The 19,331-nt window shown below is 61.5% G+C and carries 18 protein-coding genes; 9 read left to right on the top strand and 9 right to left on the bottom strand.

Translation table 11 applies throughout. The features are described from left to right. Positions 1 to 64: 64 nt before the first annotated feature. From AB4Z13_RS04395 to dxs, 3 genes are all read left to right on the top strand, one after another. Complete coding sequence (locus AB4Z13_RS04395) at positions 65 to 832, top strand: SDR family NAD(P)-dependent oxidoreductase (RefSeq protein WP_439014245.1); 768 nt, start codon at positions 65 to 67, stop codon at positions 830 to 832. Between the two features lie 89 nt (positions 833 to 921). Next, positions 922 to 1,845: a pirin family protein gene (locus AB4Z13_RS04390; RefSeq protein ID WP_439014244.1), complete on the top strand. Its 924-nt coding sequence runs from the start codon at positions 922 to 924 to the stop codon at positions 1,843 to 1,845. A gap of 102 nt (positions 1,846 to 1,947) precedes the next feature. Then, positions 1,948 to 3,864, top strand: a complete 1,917-nt coding sequence (gene dxs / locus AB4Z13_RS04385) for a 1-deoxy-D-xylulose-5-phosphate synthase (RefSeq protein ID WP_113323054.1) — start codon at positions 1,948 to 1,950, stop codon at positions 3,862 to 3,864. A gap of 23 nt (positions 3,865 to 3,887) precedes the next feature. Here dxs and AB4Z13_RS04380 read toward each other — a convergent pair whose 3' ends face one another. Together AB4Z13_RS04380 and AB4Z13_RS04375 are read right to left on the bottom strand one after the other, a co-directional pair. Further along, positions 3,888 to 4,151: an Atu4866 domain-containing protein gene (locus AB4Z13_RS04380; RefSeq protein ID WP_405049676.1), complete on the bottom strand. Its 264-nt coding sequence runs from the start codon at positions 4,149 to 4,151 to the stop codon at positions 3,888 to 3,890. A 77-nt stretch (positions 4,152 to 4,228) separates the two neighbouring features. Beyond that, on the bottom strand, positions 4,229 to 4,966 hold the full coding sequence (locus AB4Z13_RS04375) for an SDR family oxidoreductase (RefSeq protein ID WP_439014243.1): 738 nt from the start codon (positions 4,964 to 4,966) through the stop codon (positions 4,229 to 4,231). Between the two features lie 175 nt (positions 4,967 to 5,141). On the opposite strand from AB4Z13_RS04375, the gene AB4Z13_RS04370 reads away from it, so the two are divergent. Continuing rightward, positions 5,142 to 6,017, top strand: a complete 876-nt coding sequence (locus AB4Z13_RS04370) for an AraC family transcriptional regulator N-terminal domain-containing protein (protein ID WP_439014242.1) — start codon at positions 5,142 to 5,144, stop codon at positions 6,015 to 6,017. Between the two features lie 63 nt (positions 6,018 to 6,080). On the opposite strand, the gene AB4Z13_RS04365 is transcribed toward AB4Z13_RS04370, so the two are convergent. Continuing rightward, positions 6,081 to 8,027 (bottom strand): methyl-accepting chemotaxis protein, encoded by a 1,947-nt coding sequence (locus AB4Z13_RS04365; RefSeq protein ID WP_439014241.1) that lies wholly within the window; start codon positions 8,025 to 8,027, stop codon positions 6,081 to 6,083. Positions 8,028 to 8,340: 313 nt separating this feature from the next. Here AB4Z13_RS04365 and AB4Z13_RS04360 point away from each other — a divergent pair, with 313 nt between their 5' ends. Continuing rightward, complete coding sequence (locus tag AB4Z13_RS04360; protein ID WP_439014240.1) at positions 8,341 to 9,087, top strand: TlyA family RNA methyltransferase; 747 nt, start codon at positions 8,341 to 8,343, stop codon at positions 9,085 to 9,087. Continuing rightward, positions 9,084 to 10,334 carry a class I SAM-dependent RNA methyltransferase gene (locus tag AB4Z13_RS04355; protein ID WP_439014239.1) on the top strand — a complete coding sequence of 417 codons (1,251 nt, stop codon included), beginning with the start codon at positions 9,084 to 9,086 and terminating at the stop codon, positions 10,332 to 10,334. Before AB4Z13_RS04360 ends, AB4Z13_RS04355 begins: the two co-directional genes overlap by 4 nt. 7 nt (positions 10,335 to 10,341) lie before the next feature. On the opposite strand, the gene AB4Z13_RS04350 is transcribed toward AB4Z13_RS04355, so the two are convergent. From AB4Z13_RS04350 to AB4Z13_RS04335, 4 genes are all read right to left on the bottom strand, one after another. Further along, positions 10,342 to 10,815 (bottom strand): SRPBCC family protein, encoded by a 474-nt coding sequence (locus AB4Z13_RS04350; RefSeq protein ID WP_439014238.1) that lies wholly within the window; start codon positions 10,813 to 10,815, stop codon positions 10,342 to 10,344. A gap of 4 nt (positions 10,816 to 10,819) precedes the next feature. Next, positions 10,820 to 11,185, bottom strand: coding sequence for an ArsR/SmtB family transcription factor (locus AB4Z13_RS04345; RefSeq protein ID WP_113323047.1), 366 nt, complete (start codon positions 11,183 to 11,185; stop codon positions 10,820 to 10,822). A gap of 292 nt (positions 11,186 to 11,477) precedes the next feature. After that, a complete protein-coding gene (locus tag AB4Z13_RS04340) occupies positions 11,478 to 12,230 on the bottom strand; it encodes a crotonase/enoyl-CoA hydratase family protein (protein WP_439014237.1) in 753 nt (250 codons plus the stop codon). A 10-nt stretch (positions 12,231 to 12,240) separates the two neighbouring features. Then, positions 12,241 to 14,019, bottom strand: a complete 1,779-nt coding sequence (locus tag AB4Z13_RS04335) for an acyl-CoA dehydrogenase (RefSeq protein ID WP_439014236.1) — start codon at positions 14,017 to 14,019, stop codon at positions 12,241 to 12,243. A gap of 312 nt (positions 14,020 to 14,331) precedes the next feature. On the opposite strand from AB4Z13_RS04335, the gene AB4Z13_RS04330 reads away from it, so the two are divergent. Continuing rightward, positions 14,332 to 15,324 carry a transporter gene (locus tag AB4Z13_RS04330; protein ID WP_439014235.1) on the top strand — a complete coding sequence of 331 codons (993 nt, stop codon included), beginning with the start codon at positions 14,332 to 14,334 and terminating at the stop codon, positions 15,322 to 15,324. 54 nt (positions 15,325 to 15,378) lie between these two features. Here AB4Z13_RS04330 and AB4Z13_RS04325 read toward each other — a convergent pair whose 3' ends face one another. Together AB4Z13_RS04325 and AB4Z13_RS04320 are read right to left on the bottom strand one after the other, a co-directional pair. Beyond that, positions 15,379 to 15,864, bottom strand: coding sequence for a BA14K family protein (locus AB4Z13_RS04325; protein WP_439014233.1), 486 nt, complete (start codon positions 15,862 to 15,864; stop codon positions 15,379 to 15,381). A 143-nt stretch (positions 15,865 to 16,007) separates the two neighbouring features. Then, positions 16,008 to 17,252, bottom strand: a complete 1,245-nt coding sequence (locus AB4Z13_RS04320; RefSeq protein ID WP_439014232.1) for an aromatic ring-hydroxylating oxygenase subunit alpha — start codon at positions 17,250 to 17,252, stop codon at positions 16,008 to 16,010. A 392-nt stretch (positions 17,253 to 17,644) separates the two neighbouring features. Here AB4Z13_RS04320 and AB4Z13_RS04315 point away from each other — a divergent pair, with 392 nt between their 5' ends. Together AB4Z13_RS04315 and AB4Z13_RS04310 are read left to right on the top strand one after the other, a co-directional pair. After that, positions 17,645 to 18,253, top strand: a complete 609-nt coding sequence (locus AB4Z13_RS04315; RefSeq protein WP_113323041.1) for a DUF6656 family protein — start codon at positions 17,645 to 17,647, stop codon at positions 18,251 to 18,253. 90 nt (positions 18,254 to 18,343) lie between these two features. Then, the gene (locus AB4Z13_RS04310; protein ID WP_439014231.1) at positions 18,344 to 19,318 is read left to right on the top strand and encodes an L-threonylcarbamoyladenylate synthase; all 975 of its coding nucleotides are present in this window, start codon (positions 18,344 to 18,346) and stop codon (positions 19,316 to 19,318) included. Positions 19,319 to 19,331 lie beyond the last annotated feature (13 nt).

The raw sequence follows: 19,331 nt of genomic DNA, 5'->3' as shown, positions 1-19,331 counted from the left end.
ACGCTTGGCGACCAGCTTCCGACCGATCTATGATCCCCTTTCAAAGCAAGAAGGGGACTGACTGATGACGGACAGATTGAAGGGCAAGGTCGCTATCATATCGGGCGGCGCGACCGGCATGGGCGGCGCGGCCTCGAAGCTCTTTGCGGCCGAGGGTGCGCGTGTCGCCATCATCGACCGTAATGGCGAGGCTGCGGCGGAAACCGTCACCGAGATCCGCGCCGCCGGCGGCGAGGCCGATTACTGGACGGCCGATGTTTCGGAGGAAGCAGCCGTCAATGCCGCGGTGGCCGGCGTCGAGGAGCGCTACGGACCGGTCACTGTCCTTTTCAATCACGCGGGTACGATCGTCATCAAGCCGTTCCTGGAGACCACGCTGCAGGAATGGGATTGGCTGCATGCGGTCAACGTCCGCTCCATGTTTCTGATGACGAAGGCGGTGCTGCCCAAGATGATCGAAGCCGGCGGCGGATCGATCGTCTGCACCTCGTCAATCTCGGCGGTCGCGGCGACGCCGATGGAAGTGCTCTACGACACGACCAAGGGCGCGGTGCATATGTTTGCGCGCGCCATCGCCGTCGAATTCCGTGACCGCAACATCCGCTGCAATGCCGTCTGCCCCGGCTTCATCCGCACGCCGCATGGCCTGCGCGAAGTGAAGGAACTGCAGGCGCATGGCGTCGATGTTTCGGACGCAGCGATTGCCGCACAGCAGGGCCGGATCGGCGAGCCCGAGGATGTCGCTCGCGCCGCACTCTATCTCGCGAGCGATGAATCGGTGTTCGTCAATGGCGCCCATCTTTTCGTCGACAATGGTTTTACGGCAATCTGACGGCTTCCCGACGATCTCGCAAACTGGCCCTTTCGCGCCGGACCCGCAGGCGCTATCTGTGGCGGAAGCCTTTGTGATTGGAGTGCGCCATGTCCTTCTTCCCCGGTAAAGATCCCCTGCCCGGTGATGCTTTCGCCTGTGATGCGATCGAGAATCTGATCATTCCGCGCACCAGCGATATCGGCGGCTTCCAGGTGCGCCGCGCCCTGCCAACGCGCCAGCGCCGGCTTGTCGGACCGTTCATCTTCTTCGACCGCATGGGACCGGCGATCCTAAAGCCGGACGAGGCGCTGGATGTGAAGCCGCATCCGCATATCGGGCTTTCGACGGTCACCTATCTCTTCGATGGCGAGATCCGTCATCTCGACAGTCTCGGAACGGAAAAGGTCATCCGCCCCGGCGATATCAACCTGATGACGGCCGGCCGCGGCATCGTGCATTCGGAGCGCACGCCGGACAATCTGCGCGGCCATCCGCTTCTGATGTCCGGACTGCAAACGTGGCTGGCGTTGCCTGACGACAAGGAGGAAATCGACCCCTCCTTCGCCCATACCGAAAAGGGAGAGATGCCTCTGATCGAGACCAACGGCGTGCGTGGACGCGTCGTCATCGGCTCGTTCGAGGGTCTCGCCTCGCCGGTGAAGGTGTTCACAGATACGCTTTATGTCGATCTCGACTTACAGCCGGGCGCGAAATTTCCCTTCGGCGCGGCTCACGAGGAACGCGCCGTGTATGTGCTGTCAGGCGAGGTCGTCATTGCCGGCGACAGGTTTGCGGCAGACCAGCTTCTCGTCTTCCGGCCCGGCGATGCGATCACGCTCGAAGCCGGCACTGAGGGCTGTCATCTGATGCTGTTCGGCGGTGCCGCGCTGAATTCCAAACGCTACATATGGTGGAATTTCGTGTCCTCCTCGAAGGAGCGGATCGAGAAGGCCAAGGAGGAATGGCGCACCGGCCGCTTCGATATCGTTCCCGGCGATGAAGAGGAATTCGTGCCTTTGCCGGAGGGCTGAAGTGCTCTAAGGTGAAAAACTTGCGGTTATGCAAATGTAGTTGTTTTGCCGCAATTCAATCGAATAAAGCAAAGCCGATCAGTCAAAGAAGAGCGCCCGCCCGTGACACAATCCCCGAAGACCCCGCTGCTCGATCAGGTCACCTATCCTGCCGACCTGCGCAAGCTCGAGGATCGCGATCTGCCGCAGCTTGCACGCGAAGTCAGGGACGAAATGATCGACGCCGTCTCCCGCACCGGCGGGCATCTCGGCGCAGGTCTCGGCGTGGTGGAGCTGACGATCGCCATCCACAACGTCTTCAACACGCCTGACGACCGGCTGATCTTCGATGTCGGCCATCAATGTTATCCGCACAAGATCCTGACCGGGCGCCGCGACCGCATTCGCACGCTGCGCCAGGAAAACGGTCTCTCGGGCTTCACGCGCCGGGCCGAAAGCGAATACGACCCCTTTGGTGCTGCGCACTCCTCAACCTCGATTTCCGCCGGCCTCGGCATGGCTGTTGCTGCCGATATCGACAGGACGGACCGCCGCGTCATCGCCGTCATCGGCGATGGGGCACTGTCAGCCGGCATGGCCTATGAGGCGCTGAACAATGCCGGCGCGCTCGATGCCCGCCTGATCGTCATTCTCAACGACAACGACATGTCGATCGCCCCGCCGACCGGGGCGATGAGCGCCTATCTCGCCCGCCTTGCCTCCGGCCGCACCTATATGGGCTTCCGCGACTTCGGCAAGAAACTGACGGCCTATCTCGGCAAAAACATCGACCGGGCGATCACCCGCGCCGTCGAGCATGCCCGCGGCTACGTGACTGGCGGGACGATGTTCGAAGAGATGGGCTTCTACCATATCGGCCCGATCGACGGTCATTCCTTCGACCACCTTCTGCCCGTGCTGCGCAACGTGCGCGACAATGCCAATGGCCCGGTGCTGATCCATGTCGTGACCCAGAAGGGCAAGGGCTATGCGCCGGCGGAAGCTGCAGCCGACAAGTATCACGGCGTCAACAAGTTCGATGTCATCACCGGCACGCAGGCGAAGGTGAAGCCGAATGCACCGAGCTATACCAATGTCTTCGCTGAGACGCTGGTCCAGGAAGCAACACTCGACGACCGCGTCGTCGGCATCACTGCCGCCATGCCGACCGGCACCGGCCTCGACAAGTTCGCCGAGATTTTCCCGTCACGCTGTTTCGACGTCGGCATTGCCGAACAGCATGCCGTGACCTTCGCCGCCGGCCTTGCCGCCGAAGGTTTCAAGCCTTTCGCGGCGCTCTATTCCACTTTCCTGCAGCGCGCCTACGACCAGGTCGTGCATGACGTGGCGATCCAGGGCCTGCCCGTGCGCTTCCCGATCGACCGCGCCGGTTTCGTCGGTGCCGATGGTCCGACACATGCCGGTTCCTTCGATACGGCCTTCCTTGCCACCCTGCCCGGCTTCGTCGTCATGGCGGCCGCGGACGAGGCGGAGCTCAAGCATATGGTGCGCACGGCCGTCGCATATGATGCCGGCCCGATCTCGTTCCGCTATCCGCGTGGCGAAGGTGTCGGCGTCGACATGCCGGAGCGCGGCCAGATCCTTGAGATCGGCAAGGGCCGCATCGTCAAGGAAGGCACGAAGGTTGCGCTTCTTTCCTTCGGGACGCGGCTTGCCGACTGTCTGCTGGCGGCCGAAGACCTAGATGCCGCTGGCCTTTCGACGACGGTTGCCGATGCGCGCTTTGCAAAGCCGCTCGACCACGCGCTGATCCGCCAGCTTGCGCGCCACCACGAAATCCTCATCACGGTGGAAGAAGGCTCCGTCGGCGGCTTCGGCAGCCAGGTCATGCAGTTCATGGCGATGGATGGCCTTCTCGACCGTGGTCTGAAGGTGCGCTCGCTGGTTATGCCCGATATCTGGATGGAACAGGCTAAGCCGGAAGCGATGATCGCCCATGCCGGTCTCGACCGTGCCGGCATCGTCTCGACTGTGTTCAACGCGCTCGGACGTGGTGTTGCCGTCGGCGTGGCCGGTTAAGGCAGCACGCCGACGGGCTTTTCTCACTCAGGCTTTTTTCCATCACGGTAGAAGATCATTCCGCCGTGATGCAGCACGCCGTCGATGAAATCACCATCGGCGGTAAAACCGGTATCGTCCCAATATTCGATATGATCGCCGGTCACTTCATAGCGGCCCTGGTAGGCACTCTTTCGCGTACCCCTCGCCTCGTCATAACGGCCGTTGGACAGCAGTTCCTGCTGGATGTGGCCGTCACCGGTGATCCACATTCCGAGATAGGGGCCGAGATAGGGACGGTTCTGCATTTTCGTTTCCTCTGAAAGAGCGGATGAGGCGGCAAGCGAAAGCACCACCCCGCCGAGAGCCCCGCGGATCCGCATGGTCACAGTCCCACGCTCGCCGTCGGGCGGACGGTGATGTCGTTGACATCAACATCCTCGGGCTGCTCGATGGCGAAACGGATCGCCCGGGCAATGGCATCGGGCTTCAGGGCGATCTCGCGGAAGGCGACCATGGCTTCGGCCGAAAAAGGTTCGGTGATCGTCTCGGCGAGTTCGGATTCGACAACGCCGGGATAGATGCAGGTCACACGCAGCTTCTTGTTTTCCTGGCGCAGACCATCGGAAATCGCCCGCACTGCATATTTCGTGGCGCAGTAGACGGCAGCCGTTGGCACAACCGCCAAGCCGCCGACCGAGGAGACGTTGATGATCTGGCCGCGCTCCTGCGTGTTCATGATCGGCAGTACGGCGGCGACGCCGTAGAGTACGCCCTTGATATTGACATCGATCATGCGGTCCCATTCCTCGACCTTGAGCGAGGACATCAGCGACAGCGGCATGACGCCGGCATTGTTGACCAGAACATCGACGCCGCCGAAAGCCTCGACCGCGGCCTTGGCGAAGGCCTCGGTATCGGCCCGGTCGGTAACGTCGAGCGCGCGGAATTCCACCGTGCCGCCACCGGCGCGGATTTCCTTTGCCAGCTCTTCCAGCCGGTCGGTACGGCGTGCGCCGATCATCAGCTTGGCGCCGGCAGCACTCAGTTCGCGTGCGGTGCCGGCGCCGATGCCACTGCTCGCGCCAGTGATGAGAACTGTCTTGCCTTTTATACCCGTCATGTTCTTTTCCTCATGCTTCAATCGGGACCGCAGCCGAATGCTGCCGATCCATGCGCATAAGATTGGGCTTGGCCAGGCAGCGACCGATAGCAAGCTTTTCCGGATTTCTTGCACGATCTTCCGAAAGCCGCTTCAGGCGCTTGGCATTTGCAGCAGTAGGGTTCATGCTGCTTCCATGGAAAAGATTGCCGAACTTGCAGACTTGATCGATCGTCATACCGAGACGGATGGTAATTTCGACACGGTGCTGCCGCGGGTCGGTATCATACGATCCTCCGCCCGCACCGAACCGATCCATACGCTCTATGAACCTTCGCTCTGCATCGTGGCGCAGGGGCGCAAGCGCGCCGTGATCGGCGAGATCGCGCATGTCTATGATGCCGCGCATTATCTCGTGGTCGGTGTCGACCTGCCGGTGATCGGCGCCGTTGTCGAGGCGAGCGCCAACCGGCCATACCTGTGCCTTCGGCTACAGCTCGACCGCAGCACGCTTGCCGAAATGCTGCCTGCCGTAGAGGGGCGTCTGCCGGAAAGCCCTGCGGCCGGTGTCAGTGCCACGACGCCTGAACTCATCGACGCGGTCGTGCGCCTGTTGCGCCTGCTCGACACACCCGAGGATGCGGAGGTTCTGGCGCCGCTGATCGAGCGGGAGATCCTCTACAGGCTGATCCGCGGGCCGCAGAGCGCGCTGTTGCGGCAGATCGCCAATGGCGAAAGCAGGCTCAACCAGATCGGCCGGGCGATCGATTTCGTGCGGAAGAATTTCAGCGAGCCCTTCGCCATCGAGCATCTGGCTTCGGTGGCTGGCATGAGCGCTTCATCCTTCTACGAGCATTTCAAGACCGTGATGGCGATGAGCCCGCTGCAGTTCCGGACCCAGCTTCGTCTGCAGGAGGCACGGCGGCTGATGGTGACCGAGGGGCTGAGCGCTGCCGAGGCTGGTTTCCGTGTCGGTTACGACAGCCCTTCGCAGTTCAGCCGCGATTATGTCCGCATGCATAGCATCCCGCCGCGGCGGGATATCGAGCGGCTGCGCGCCTCCGCCGGGTAAACCCAAAAAGAAAGGGCGGCACTCAATGCCGCCCTTTCTTTTTCATTTCCGAAGAGATCGCTCTCAGAACTCGGTCCAGTCTTCCTGGACGACGGCAGCAGCCGCGGTTGCCTGCTTGCCGCCGAAGGCCCTAGTGACCTTGCTAGCGAGCGCGCGGGCCGGAGAGGCGACCGGTCGGGACGCGGTGGTTGCTGCAGTGGTTCTCTGGACCGGAGCGGCAGCCTGAGCGCCGAGCTTGAACTGGCGCAGCAGGTCGTCAAGAGCGGATGCTTCCTGGGCAAGCGCGTGGCTCGCAGCAGTCTGCTCTTCAACCATGGCGGCGTTCTGCTGAGTGCCCTGGTCCATGTTGTTGACAGCGGTGTTGATCTCCTGCAGGCCGATCGACTGTTCGCGGGTCGCGGTGACGATTGCGCCGACATGACGATTGATTTCCTGAACCTCGGCGACGATCGCTTCCAGCGCCTTGCCGGTTTCGCCGACAAGGCCGACGCCGGAGTTGACCTGTTCGCTCGACGTGTTGATCAGCGCCTTGATTTCCTTGGCGGCATTTGCGGAACGCTGGGCGAGTTCACGCACTTCCTGTGCGACGACGGCAAAACCCTTGCCGGCTTCACCGGCACGTGCTGCTTCGACGCCGGCGTTCAGCGCCAGAAGGTTGGTCTGAAAGGCGATGTCGTCGATGACGCCGATGATGTTGGAGATCTCGCCCGAAGACTTTTCGATCTGCTGCATGGCCGAAACCGCCCTGCGGACGACTTCGCCGGACTTTTCAGCGCCGAGGCGGGTGCGCTCGACGAGGTTGCCGACGTCTTCGGCGCGCTTGGCAGAGTCGCGCACTGTGGTCGTGACTTCTTCGAGAGCAGCTGCGGTCTCTTCGACGGCAGCGGCCTGCTGTTCGGTGCGGTGGGCGAGATCGTCCGCGGCAGAGCGAATTTCACCGGCGCCGGCATTGATGGCCGAAGCGTTGCGGCCAACGGACTGCAGGGCAGCCTGCAGCTTTTCGACGGCATTGTTGAAGTCGTTGCGCAGGCTGTCGTACTGCGGCGCAAACGGCGTATGGATGCGGGATGCGACATCGCCAATGGCAAGGCCGGCAAGGCCGCCGGCCAGAGCATCGACGGCGAAGCGGATTTCGCCTTCTTCGCGGGCCTTCTGCTCGTCGCTCATCTGTCGTTGGCGCTCGGCTTCGCCGCGCATGCGGTCGGTTTCGCCGGCAAGCTGCTGCTTTTCGATCGCAGCATCCTTGAAGACCAGAACGGACTGGGCCATGCGGCCGACTTCGTCCTGACGGCCGGTTGCCGGAACTTCGATATTGTGGTCGCCGCCGGCCAAACGGTCCATGGCGGCCGTCATGCCGACGATCGGGCGGACGATGGTGCGCGACAGGGCCCAGGCGAGTGCAGCGGCGGCAAGAGCTGCGGCAATGCCGCCGACCAGAAGCGTCGTCTTGAGATCGCTACTGGCGTCCGCCTGAGCAGCGGCGAGTGCAATGGACTTGTCGCGGGCGAGAGACTTGATCTTGGCGGAAGCGGCGCGGAAGCCGTCGAGCTGGCCCTTGGTGGCGTTGACACCGATCTTGACGACCTCTGCGATCGGCATTTCTGTTTCCTTGCGGGCCTTGGCTTGCGGCTCGGCGAGCTCGTGGAAATACAGGTCTGCAGCCTTCTGCATGTCGTCGATCATCGAGACGAGCTCAGGCTGGGAAGCGGCGGTCTGCTTTGCAGCGGCGATCGCCTTCAGCATGCGCTCGCGGTTGGCAAAAATATCGCCATAGGTGCTGTCGCTGCGGAAGAGGATGAAGCCGCGCAGGTTGACGGCCTGCTCAAGCATGGCCTGCAGCGCGTCATCGATCTGGTTGACGAGAAGCTCGGATTTTTCCTGTTCGGCGGAAGAGCTCGCCGACGTCGTTGCCTTGGAATAAACGAACGCGGAAACTGATACGAAAATAAGGATGAGTGCTGCGAAAGTGGCCGCAAGCTTACCATTCAAGGATATGTTTCGAGCGAACATCGGTCAATTTCTCCTGGCGACATCAGGCGCGACAAGGGGCGACTACGCAAATGCGCAGCCACAAGACTTCTTGATGAGGGACATGATCGGCGGGGAGGACGCGGGAGCCTTCATGGCACGAAGCGATTCAAAAGCGAGCCGCTGCAATCAAAACGAACCTATGCGGGCAGGATTTAAAATTGTTTAAATTTGGTGCGTCGCAGCACAGGTCGATTTAGTTTATTGCGGTTCCGGCGATGTGAGCCTGCACTGGCGTGCCCGCGATGCCAACAAAACGCTTGCAACCGGCGGCTTTGACGGTCATTCACAGCCGATGTCAGATCAAAACAGCCAGCGCCTCGACCAGCTTCTCGTCACCCTCGGCCTCTTTGCGAGCCGCTCGCGGGCGCGAGACGCCGTGGCACGCGGCACGGTGAAGGTCGCCGGCAAGGTGGTGACGAAGGCCGGCGCCGTCTTCGGCGACGATGCGACAATCGAAATCGACGACCCGGCGCAGGACTATGTTTCGCGCGCAGCATTGAAGCTGGTGGCCGCACTCGACCACTTCGGGCTCGATCCGGCAGGACGGCACTGTCTCGATGTCGGCGCTTCCACCGGCGGCTTTACGGAAGTGCTGCTGGAGCGGGGTGCCGCACATGTGACGGCTGTTGATGTCGGCCACGGGCAAATGCATCCGCGCATATCGGGCAATCCGCGCGTGACAAATGTCGAGGGACTCAATGCCCGCAATCTGAGGGCTGAGGATATCGGCCAGCCCCTGGAGTTCATCGTCTCCGACGTCTCGTTCATCTCGCTCAAACTGGCGCTTGCTCCGGCGCTCGATATTGCGGAGCCGGGAGCGCTTGCCGCGATCCTCGTCAAGCCGCAATTCGAGGCGGGGCGCGAGGCGATCGGCAAGGGCGGGCTGCTCAAGGATCCGACTTCCGGGCCTGCCGTGGCGGCAGAACTTGAGCGATGGTTCACTGAAGACATGGGCTGGAAGAGTTTCGGGCTCATCCCCTCGCCCATTTCGGGCGGAGACGGCAATCAGGAATTTCTATTGGCAGGGACAAAAGCGTGAGCACGGAAACAATCACCATCGACAGGCTCGGCGCACAGGGCGACGGCATTGCCAACGGCAAGGACGGACCTGTCTATGTGCCCTTCACGCTGCCGGGAGAGACGGTGGCGATCGCCCGCGTCAAGAGCCAGGGCACGGTCATGTCGATCGCCTCGGCCTCCGCCGACCGGCAGGAGCCGCCCTGTCGGCATTTCGGGCCAGACGGCGTCAACGGCACCTGCGGCGGCTGCACGCTGCAGCATATGGCAGATATACCCTACCGCACCTTCAAGCGGCAGCTCGTCATCGATGCGCTGAAGTCCAAAGGGCTGACGCCTGAGGTCGGCGAGATCGTCGCGGCCCATCCCGGCGAGCGACGGCGAGTGGTCTTTGCTGCACGCAAGACCGAGAAGGATATGCTTGTTGGTTTCAACCAGGCCGAAAGCCATCACATCGTCGCCATCGAGGAATGTCCCATCTCGTCGGCGGGGATCATTTCCCGGCTGCCGGCAATCAAGGCTGTCGGGGCGGCAGTCGCGACCAATGCGGATGCCTTCCGCATCGCGGTTCTCGAAACGCTCTCCGGCCTCGACCTTGCGGTCGAAGGCATAAGGAAGCTGTCCGACCAGCAGCGTCGCAAGGCGGTCGAGGTCATACTCGGCCTTCGCGGCATTGCCCGCGTTTCGCTTGATGGTGAAATCCTGATCGAGCCGGCCAAACCTGTCGTCGAGTTCGGCGGTATCCAGGTCTATCCGCCTGCCGGCGGCTTCACACAGGCGACGAAGCCTGCAGAAGAAGCAATGGCAAAGCTGGTGCTTGCGCATGTCGGCAAGGCCAAGCGGATCGCAGATCTCTTTGCCGGCGCCGGCACCTTTTCGCTGCAGCTTGCCCGTCTCGGCCGCGTGCATGCCGTTGAAGGCGACGGCAAGGCGATTGCGGCACTCGACTACGCGGCGCGCAATACGCAGGGCCTGAAGCCGGTGACCGTCGAAAAGCGCGATCTCTTCCGCCGCCCGCTGATGACCTCGGAGCTCAAAGTCTTCGACGCCGTCGTCTTCGATCCACCACGTGCGGGCGCGGAGTTCCAGTGCAAGGAACTGGCGCGCTCGATCGTCAAGAAGGTCGTGGCGGTGAGCTGCAATCCGCTGACGCTCGCCCGCGACCTCGCCATCCTCGTCGAGGGCGGCTACCGAATTACATCGGTCACGCCCATCGACCAGTTCCTCTGGACCTCGCATGTTGAGATCGTGGCGACGTTGGAGAAATAAGCAGCCGTCAGCCGACCTTTTCGCCGGCGAGATAATGGCCCAACTGGTCGAGTTGTCCGGCGATGCCCGCCTGGCGATATTCCACCTTATCGCCGCCGTCGAGAATGGTGATCTGCTCGGTGACGACGACATGCGTGCCTTCGGCAACCGACGTCAGGCTGATGGTCGTCAGTGACGAGGAGATGCGCCGCTCATTGTGCGACATCGTATAGGCGTAGACGATGCGGCGATCCCTGACGATGTCTTCGTAACGCGCATCGGCGACATATTCGTCACTCTTGCCGAAGTTGAACCGGCTGATATCGCGGCCACCGACGCGGAAATCATTTTCGGTATAGGTGGTGGTGAAATCCTCGCCGATCGCCTCCCACTGCAGGCGCGCCTTCGGATCGGACCAGGCGGCAAAGACGCGCGGAGCCGGCACGTCATAGGTGCGCTCGATGGAGAAGGTGGAATGAAGGGTGCTATACTCTTCCTGCATGGTCTTACTCCTTTTCGTTCTGCTTCTCAGGTTTGTCCGGCATTTCCGGATTGGCTTCGAGATATGCGCCCAGTTTGTCGAGGCGATGCTCCCAGAGGGTGCGACGCTCGTTGATCCAGGCTTCGGCTGAGCGGAGCGCCCGCGGCTCGATCCGGCAGGTGCGCACGCGGCCGTTCTTTTCCGATCGCACAAGGCCGCTCGATTCCAGCATCTGCAGATGCTGGAGAACAGAAGGCAGCGCCATGGACAGCGGCTCCGCAAGCTCCTTCACCGAGGCGGGGCCCTTGCAGAGCCGATCCACCATGCTGCGCCGGGCGGGGTCTGCCAGCGCCTGAAACATCAAATCGAGCGCATGTGATTGGTTAGGCATGTACCTAACTATAGATATGAGATGGCGAGAGTCAATAAATAGTTCGGCAAATACCTAACTATTCCACGGGGGGCGCGCGGCTGGGATGCACGTCGCCCAATAGTTTCGCAGCGCGGGGGTTAAGCGCGCTGCGAACGGGCGATAGACGTTGGATGAATTCGGACAAGGGGGGTCGTACGAAACACATCACGCGCCCGGACAGTTCGGGGGAACCATCCTCCATTCATTAGTTAGACTATGCTTAAGAGAGGCTTTAAATTCGCGTCTGACAATAACCACTGATTTCTAGGGCTCAGCGGCGCATGAAAGCCTCGAAGGCAGCGCGCGCCTCATCACTTCTCATGCGGGCGGCGAAGTGACGGGCCTCTTCATCGATACGCGCGATGATCTCCTCCCGCGGGCCGCGAACGAGATCGCGAGCGATCTTCAACGCTTCCGGCGGTTTGGCTGCAAGCTTTGCGGCCGCAGCGATCGTCTGGCTTTCCACATCTTCCGGCGTCGTCACCTTCCAGATCAGGCCGGCTTGCTTCGCATCCTCAGCCGTAAAGGCCTCTCCGGCAACGAGCATGGCGAAGGCGCGCTGATGACCCGTAATGCGCGGGACGATCAGGCTCGAGCCCGCCTCCGGCACCAGCGCCAGATCGACAAAAGGCGTGCGGAAATGGCTGCGGTCGGAAGCAACAGTCAGGTCACAATGCAGGTTGAGCGTCGTGCCGATGCCGATCGCCAGACCATCGACGCCCGAGACGAGCGGTTTTTCGGCATTGACGAGTGCATAGAGAAAATCAATCAGTTCCTGGCCCATGCTGCCGCCCATGGCCACGGCGAGAAAATCGCTGATATCATTGCCGGCCGAGAAGCAGCCTTCGGTGCCGAGAAAGACCGTCACCCGGATATCGGCATCGGCATTGGCGGCATTCAGCGCGTCGGTCATGGTACGGTACATGGCGCGAGTGAAGGCATTCTTCTTTTCCGGCCGGTTGAAACGGATGAGCTGGACGGACGGATGTTCCGCGGATCGCTCGATGATGATGGGATCGCTCATATCAGTCTCCTCAGGCAAGGACGGTGCGGGCAGCTGCAAGGCTATTGGCACCGTTGACGACACGGTCTTTCAGCGCCGCCGTTTCGGACAGAAGGTTTTCGGCTGCGAAACGGCAGAGCGCGATACGGCCCTCGCCTGCCCCATCCGCGGTGCGGGCAAGGCCGCCCTTGGCGAGATAGCAGCCTGTGAGCGCAAGGCCGAACAGACGCTGATAGGGGGTTGCGCCGGACAGGGCCTCGGCGGACTTGCCCTCTGCAAGGCGCGCGAGAAGCCAGTCGGTAGCCTCTGCCAGATCGGCAAGTGCTGTCTCCAGCCTGTTGGCCGTCGTGCCGAAACCGTCGAGATTTGAACTGTGGACAGCCTCGGCGATCGCCTTCAGCTCGGCAATGAAGCCCCTGACCTGCTTGCCATCAGACAAAGGCAGCTTGCGGGTGACGAGATCAATTGCCTGAATGCCGTTCGTGCCTTCATAGATCGGGGCGATGCGGGCATCACGCAAATAGCGAGCGGCACCTGTCTCCTCGATGAAGCCCATGCCACCGTGCACCTGGATGCCGAGGGAGGCGACATCGACGCCGGCATCCGTCGCGAAGGACTTGGCAATCGGCGTAAGCAGCGCAGCGCGCTCCTGCCAGTGTTCGCGTCGCTCATTGGCGCGATGCGCCATATCGATCGCATGGGCGCAAGCATAGGCGATGGCGCGTGAGCCCTGCGTCAGGGCCTTCATGGTGAGCAGCGTGCGCGTGACATCGGGATGGTCGATGATCGGGCTCATGCCGGAGCCGCTCCAGCCAGGGGCCTTGCCCTGCGTGCGCTCCTTGGCATAGGCGATCGCCTTCTGCGTCGCCGCTTCACAGATCGCCACACCCTGCATGCCGACGGCAAGTCGGGCATTGTTCATCATCGTGAACATGCAGGCGAGGCCCTTGTTCTCCTCGCCGATCAACCAGCCGATCGCACCCTTCTCTTCGCCGAACTTGCCGTCGCCATAGACCATGGTGCAGGTGGGCGAGCCGTGAATGCCGAGCTTATGTTCGAGCGAATGGCAGTGAAGATCGTTGCGGGCGCCGAGCGAGCCGTCATCATTGACAAGGAATTTCGGCACGAGGAAAAGCGAGATGCCGCGAGTGCCGGCCGGCGCATCCGGCAGGCGCGCCAACACGAGATGGATGATGTTGTCGGCCGCGTCATGCTCGCCCCAGGTGATGAAGATCTTCTGGCCGAAGATGCGGTAGCTACCATCCTCACGGCGCTCGGCGCGCGCCTTCAGTACGCCGAGATCGGAGCCGGCATGAGGTTCCGTGAGGTTCATCGTGCCGGTCCATTCACCGGACACCATGCGCGCCAGATATTTTTCCTTGAGAGCGGCACTACCATGCACGTTCAGCGCCTCGACGGCACCCATGGTGAGCGTCGGGCAGAGTGCGAAAGCCATTGAGCCGGAGTTCCACATTTCGAGGGCCGCGACATTCAGCATGTGCGGCAAAGCCTGGCCACCGAAGTCCTCCGGCGCGGTCAGGCCGTTCCAGCCGCCTGCGGCCCAATTGCGGTAGAGGTCGCGCCAGCCTTCCGGCGTCTTCACCTCACCGTCGGCAAGCCGGGTGCCCTGGCGGTCTCCGATATCGGCGAGAGGGGCGATTTCCTCCGTGGCAAATCGTCCCGCCTCGGCAAGAATGGCATCGACGAGATCCTCGCCAAGATCGCCGAGAAGACCGTCGTCGATCGCCTCAGCCATGCCGGCGACATGCTTCAGCGTGAACGCGATTTCCTCGACAGGCGCCTTATACATCTTATTTTCCTCCGCATTCAGCTCACGCACGGCAGAGCCGGTGCACAAGCGCCTCCATTCGAAGAGCTAATTGATTTTTACGTAAACGTCAATTTGGTTTCCGTCGATAACCTTGATCGAGAGCGCCTTTTCGCTTGTGCACTTGCACAAACAGACGTCATGGAGAATCTCTAAGCGTGTCGCGATCTTTTCAGATCCGCTGCCACGCTTCAGGCCTTTGTTTTGACGCATGTCGTTATCGCAAAACCGCTACACAGTTTTGCGCGACATGCTTTAGTAGGATTGATCGCTTTCGCGAGAGGATCGGCAATAATGGATACCTTGCCCGTCAACATACCCGGCCTCGTATGGGCCTACCGTTTCTCGCCGGAAAGCAAGAAGGCCGCGCGACTGCAAAACAGCGCGACGGCCGCAGAGCTGACCGTGGACGACGGTTTTTATTGGCTGCATCTCAACCTCGCCGATGCCCGCGTGCCCGCTCTGCTCGACACGCTCGGCGTGATGGATGACGCCAAGTCGGCGCTGACCACGCGCGACACGCACGCGGTCCTGACTGTCGACGAACAGATGCTCTACGGCACGCTGGTGGACTGCCAGCGCGAATTCGATCAGGACACGGCCGATCTCGGCTGGCTGCATTTCGCCATCTCCGACCGTTTCATCATCACCACGCGCCTGCAGCCGCTGAGAAGCGTGGAGCGGACACGTGTGATGATCGAGAAGAATCCCGGCAAGTTCGCCCGTCCCGTCGACCTCTTCGAACTGCTTGTGACCGAGTTCCAGCGCACGCTGATCTCCGTCGTCATGGAGCTCACCGAGGAGCTCAACCTGATCGAGGACTTCGTCTACGACAACGCGCCGCGTGACGAACGCCGCAGGCTTGCTCCCGTCCGCCGCACGATCGTGCGCCTGCATCGCCACCTGCGCACGGTCCTTGCGCTGATGCGGCGAGCGGCAGCCTCCGACGAAGACGAAATGCCCTTCGGTTTCGACGATATTGCCGGGCGACTGACGAGCCGGTTGGAGACAGTCGACCACGATGTCTACGCGCTGCAGGACCGGGCAAGGCTGCTGCACGAAGAAATCGACTCCAAGCTTTCATCGGAGACGAACCGCCACCTCTACATCCTGTCGATCATGACGGCCTTCCTATTGCCGCCGACACTGGTGACCGGCTTCTTCGGCATGAACACGGCCAACCTACCCTTTGCCGTCGGAGACTACGGTACGGAATATGCCGTGGGGCTCATCCTCGCCTCCATCGCCTTGGCCTGGTGGCTCTTGAAGCGGGTGGATATTCTCTGAACGAAAACGCCCGGCTCGATGGCCGGGCGTTCAATCTCGATCTCTGGTTTCGCCTCAGTAGTAGGGCGAGTAGCACTGCTGGCGCGGACCGTTATAGGGCTGGAACGTATTGTCGTAGGCCCTGTAGGAACGGTAGCGGTTTTCGCACCAGGCGACATGGCTCGGATTGATGCCCGAGGGAGCCGGCGCGGGCGCATAGTAGCGCGGCTGCGCCGCGATAGCGCCGCCGATGACGGCACCGGCGCCAAAGGCTGCCAGCGGATACCAGTAGCCGTCATAGTGGCGGTAGCCCGGACGATAATAGGAATAACCGCGATAGCCGCTGTACCAGCCAGAACGATATGCGGGGCGGTAGCCCGGATAGTAGCCGTGGCGGTAGCCAGGACGATAGTAACGGCGATATTGGACGTTTTCGACAGGCGAAGATTTTTCCACCTGCGGGGCGGTCGGCATCTGGATTGCCTGCGACGGCACGAAGCTCGTCACAACGACGGCGGCGGCCATAACCGCAGTCGCGACCTTCTTACTCAGCCCAAACATTGCGTGTCTCCGATCAAGAGCAAAAAAGCCTGCCGGACAACGGACAAAACGGAAAATTGTTCCCGAAAGACCCGAAAACGGCATCCACACTCCATTTTTACCGGAGGCGAAATGAACCGGACATTAACCGGTGGCGATCGCCCTCAGGCAACGACCGAGAGCTTGGCCTGATCGCCCTGCAAACGGTTGATCATGAAGTTCGAATACCATTCGAGGAACTGCATGACACCGCCCTCGTGGACCTGCGAATAAGGACCGGGCTCATAGGCCGGCGAACGGATGCCGAAGGCGTTCTCTTCGACGATGCGGCGGTCCTGATCGTTGGTCTCGGTCCAGACGTGCGTCAGCTCCTCGAGGTTATAATCGACACCTTCGACAGCATCCTTGTGAACGATCCATTTCGTCGTCACCGCCGTCTCGTTGGCGCTGAGCGGCAGTACGCGGAAGGAGATGGCGTGGTCGCCGAGCAGATGGTTCCAGGTCGTCGGGTAGTGGAAGAGCAGCATCGTGCCGATGTGGCTGATCTTCACGTCGTCGGAGAGCGGGCGCTTGACGGCGGGCCTGCCGGACATCGTGTAGCTTTCGGCATCCTCGATCAGCGGCATGCGGGCGGTGCGGAACTGTCCATCCGGCGAGATCTGGAACTTGCTCGGCAGACCGGCGGCCTCGCAGCGCGCCCAGTGGCCGGCAATCTCGGGATCGTCGGCGCCGCCATCAGTGCCGGTCACGCTCGGCGCTTCCGGATAGGTGCGGCAGAGCTCAGGATGGTTTGCGGCACAATGATAGCACTCGCGATTGTTTTCCCAGACCAGCTTCCAGTTGCCCTTCTCGATGATGGTGCTCTGGAAGGCGATCTTGGCCTCGCCGATGTGATGGGGCGCCATATAGGGCTCGACCTTGTCGCGCACGGTCTGGAAGTCCGGCGCGACATTGGCGAGGCAGATGAAGACGTAACCGGCGACGATTTCGCAATGGACCGGTTTCAGCCCGTAGCCGCTCTTGTCGAAATCATCGCCCATGTGGCGCGCGAAGGCGAGCTTGCCGTCGAGATCGTAGGTCCACTGATGATAGGGGCAGACGAGGCGTACCGACGAGCCGTGCTCCTTGGTGCAGACGCGTGAGCCGCGATGGCGACAGCTATTGTGGAAGGCGCGAATGACATTGTCGCGTCCGCGCACGATGACGACAGGATACTCGCCGATCTGGACGGTAAAGTAGGCGCCTGGCTTCGGCAGTTCGCAATCATGGCCGATGAATAGCCAGTCGCGATAGTAGATCATCTCCATATCCAGACGGAAATAATCCTCGTCAATGTAGAAGGGCTGTTCGAGACTGAAACCCTCGCGGCGGCTCTTGAGCTGGCGCAAAACGTTGCTGCGAATATCCATCTGCCTATCCTCGTGCATGTGGCTGCTACTCTTTTCGAGCACGGCAGCGGAAGCGCGCCCGCTTCCTTCTCCCTCCGGAGAACTGGTCATGGTGTTATTTAAGCACCGAGCATGCCGGTCGCTTGGTTGTAAAGCGACATCCGCTTCGAAATTGACGACAGGGAGCCGGGTGGTCCTCAGAAACATTCACTCGCCTTTGATTATCGTCAATTGCGACATTTCGTGACCCGTCAGACATAAGTAAATCCAATGTGGCTGGCGAGGCACTGTCGCATTTGCGACATACCGCTCGCAAACCCAGCTCTCGCGCCTTCTTCGCGCTATTTTAACAGCGTGTTAAGCACGAAATCCTATCCTTGCCGACGACCCACACAGCGAAGACTGCGAAAGCCATGGCCAAACTTCGATATTTCGACACGCGGGAAGAAATCAAGCCTACAGAACCACGGCTTTTCGCCAAGCACTCTGAATTCCTGCGCACCGGCCGCATCAGCCGCCGTCGCGAAGACTGGCTCCCGGACGAGCGCCGCTATCTCACCCATGAGGAAGTGGCTGAAAAGACCGCACGCAAGCTGCAGGCCGCCGGCGAAAAGACCCACCAGAACATCAATGGCTTCCACCGCGCGATCCAGTTTCCGAAGATGATCTTCCACCGGACGCTGGCGGATAGCCCGCATCTCGGCTACTGCCACGTCACGGCCGCACGCACCAAATTCGCTCGCTACGACGAAGTGGCATGGGCCTTCTACATCGCCAACTTCTATTCCGACATCGGCGACAACGACAATTTCTTCGACAATATCGCGGTGCAGAATTCCCGGATGTATTTCGCCGTGGCGATCAAGCCGGGTGAAAGCACGCCGGAGAGGATGGTGGTCGACCGCTCGGTGCGGGGCAACGGCCTGCTCTTCCGCACCAACGATCCGCAGATCGCCATCCGCAACATCCTCCTGCTCGGCGCCCGCAACGAGCAGCTTCGCCAGATCATCCGCCAACTGTAGGTTCGCCGGCAGTTGATCTGCAAGCTTCGGGCGGGATTGATCGCGCCGCAAGGAAAGCCTAATGACTGCCGCAGTAAAACCGGGCAGGACATGGCAAGAATAATCGACATCAAGGCGGACAGGCAGACGGCACTCGAAGCCGGCTGCGCGGCGCTCGGCGAAGGCTTTGCGATCGCCATTCCGACCGAGACCGTCTACGGCCTTGCCGCCGACGCCACCAATCCGGCGGCGATCACCCGCATCTATGAGACCAAGGGGCGGCCACGCTTCAATCCGCTGATCTGCCACATGGCGGATCTTGCGATGGCAGAGACCTATGCCGAATTCGATCCGATCTCCCGCGGTTTGGCAGAAGCCTTCTGGCCTGGCCCGCTGACGCTGGTACTGCCCCTGAGGACCGGCACCGCGATCCATGCGCTGGCGACCGCCGGCCTCGACAGCGTCGGCGTCCGCATACCGAAAGGTTTTACCGGCGATCTGATCCGGGCCTTCGGGCGGCCGCTTGCGGCTCCGAGCGCCAATACATCCGGCAAGGTGAGCGCCACAAGCGCTGCCCATGTCGAGGCTGATCTGGGGGCAAAGATACCTCTCATCCTTGACGCAGGCGCGAGTACCGTTGGCGTGGAATCGACGATCGTGAAGGTCGAAAACGGCGAACTGCGACTGCTGCGGCCCGGCGGACTGCCGGCCAAGGAGATCGAGCGGGTGGCAGGCAAGCGTTTGCTGCGTTCGAAGAAGGCAACCGCAGCGATCGAAGCGCCGGGCATGCTCGCTTCACATTACGCGCCGGGCGCGGCCGTCCGGCTCGAAGCCACGGCACTGGAACCCGGTGAAGCTTTGATTGCCTTCGGTCCAAACAGGGTGGCAGGCGCCGAGCAAGCGGCGATGGCGCTGAATCTCAGCCCGCGCGGCGATCTCTCGGAAGCGGCCGCCAATCTTTTCGACTACATGAAGAAGGCTGATGCCAGCGGCGCGGCCGTGATCGCCTTTTCGCCGATCCCTGACGAAGGGCTTGGAGAGGCAATCAACGACCGGCTGCGGCGAGCGGCAGCACCGCGCGAGTGAAGAAGAGGGACCG

The sequence above is a fragment of the Rhizobium sp. YAF28 genome, from assembly GCF_052113285.1.
GTDB lineage: Bacteria > Pseudomonadota > Alphaproteobacteria > Rhizobiales > Rhizobiaceae > Rhizobium.
The sequence above is the reverse complement of the archived record's forward strand: the minus strand, read 5'-3'. Positions and strand labels throughout refer to the sequence as shown.

Bases quoted from the DNA above. Each gene is read 5' to 3' on its own strand.
- AB4Z13_RS04330 (WP_439014235.1), top strand. From the start codon at position 14,332: ATGGATACCTTGCCCGTCAACATACCCGGCCTCGTATGGGCCTACCGT.
- AB4Z13_RS04320 (WP_439014232.1), bottom strand. From the start codon at position 17,252: ATGGATATTCGCAGCAACGTTTTGCGCCAGCTCAAGAGCCGCCGCGAG.
- AB4Z13_RS04345 (WP_113323047.1), bottom strand. From the start codon at position 11,185: ATGCCTAACCAATCACATGCGCTCGATTTGATGTTTCAGGCGCTGGCA.
- AB4Z13_RS04325 (WP_439014233.1), bottom strand. From the start codon at position 15,864: ATGTTTGGGCTGAGTAAGAAGGTCGCGACTGCGGTTATGGCCGCCGCC.
- AB4Z13_RS04335 (WP_439014236.1), bottom strand. From the start codon at position 14,019: ATGTATAAGGCGCCTGTCGAGGAAATCGCGTTCACGCTGAAGCATGTC.
- AB4Z13_RS04365 (WP_439014241.1), bottom strand. From the start codon at position 8,027: ATGTTCGCTCGAAACATATCCTTGAATGGTAAGCTTGCGGCCACTTTC.
- AB4Z13_RS04310 (WP_439014231.1), top strand. From the start codon at position 18,344: ATGGCAAGAATAATCGACATCAAGGCGGACAGGCAGACGGCACTCGAA.
- AB4Z13_RS04380 (WP_405049676.1), bottom strand. From the start codon at position 4,151: ATGCAGAACCGTCCCTATCTCGGCCCCTATCTCGGAATGTGGATCACC.
- AB4Z13_RS04395 (WP_439014245.1), top strand. From the start codon at position 65: ATGACGGACAGATTGAAGGGCAAGGTCGCTATCATATCGGGCGGCGCG.
- AB4Z13_RS04350 (WP_439014238.1), bottom strand. From the start codon at position 10,815: ATGCAGGAAGAGTATAGCACCCTTCATTCCACCTTCTCCATCGAGCGC.
- AB4Z13_RS04375 (WP_439014243.1), bottom strand. From the start codon at position 4,966: ATGACGGGTATAAAAGGCAAGACAGTTCTCATCACTGGCGCGAGCAGT.
- AB4Z13_RS04340 (WP_439014237.1), bottom strand. From the start codon at position 12,230: ATGAGCGATCCCATCATCATCGAGCGATCCGCGGAACATCCGTCCGTC.
- AB4Z13_RS04315 (WP_113323041.1), top strand. From the start codon at position 17,645: ATGGCCAAACTTCGATATTTCGACACGCGGGAAGAAATCAAGCCTACA.
- AB4Z13_RS04370 (WP_439014242.1), top strand. From the start codon at position 5,142: ATGGAAAAGATTGCCGAACTTGCAGACTTGATCGATCGTCATACCGAG.
- AB4Z13_RS04360 (WP_439014240.1), top strand. From the start codon at position 8,341: ATGTCAGATCAAAACAGCCAGCGCCTCGACCAGCTTCTCGTCACCCTC.
- AB4Z13_RS04390 (WP_439014244.1), top strand. From the start codon at position 922: ATGTCCTTCTTCCCCGGTAAAGATCCCCTGCCCGGTGATGCTTTCGCC.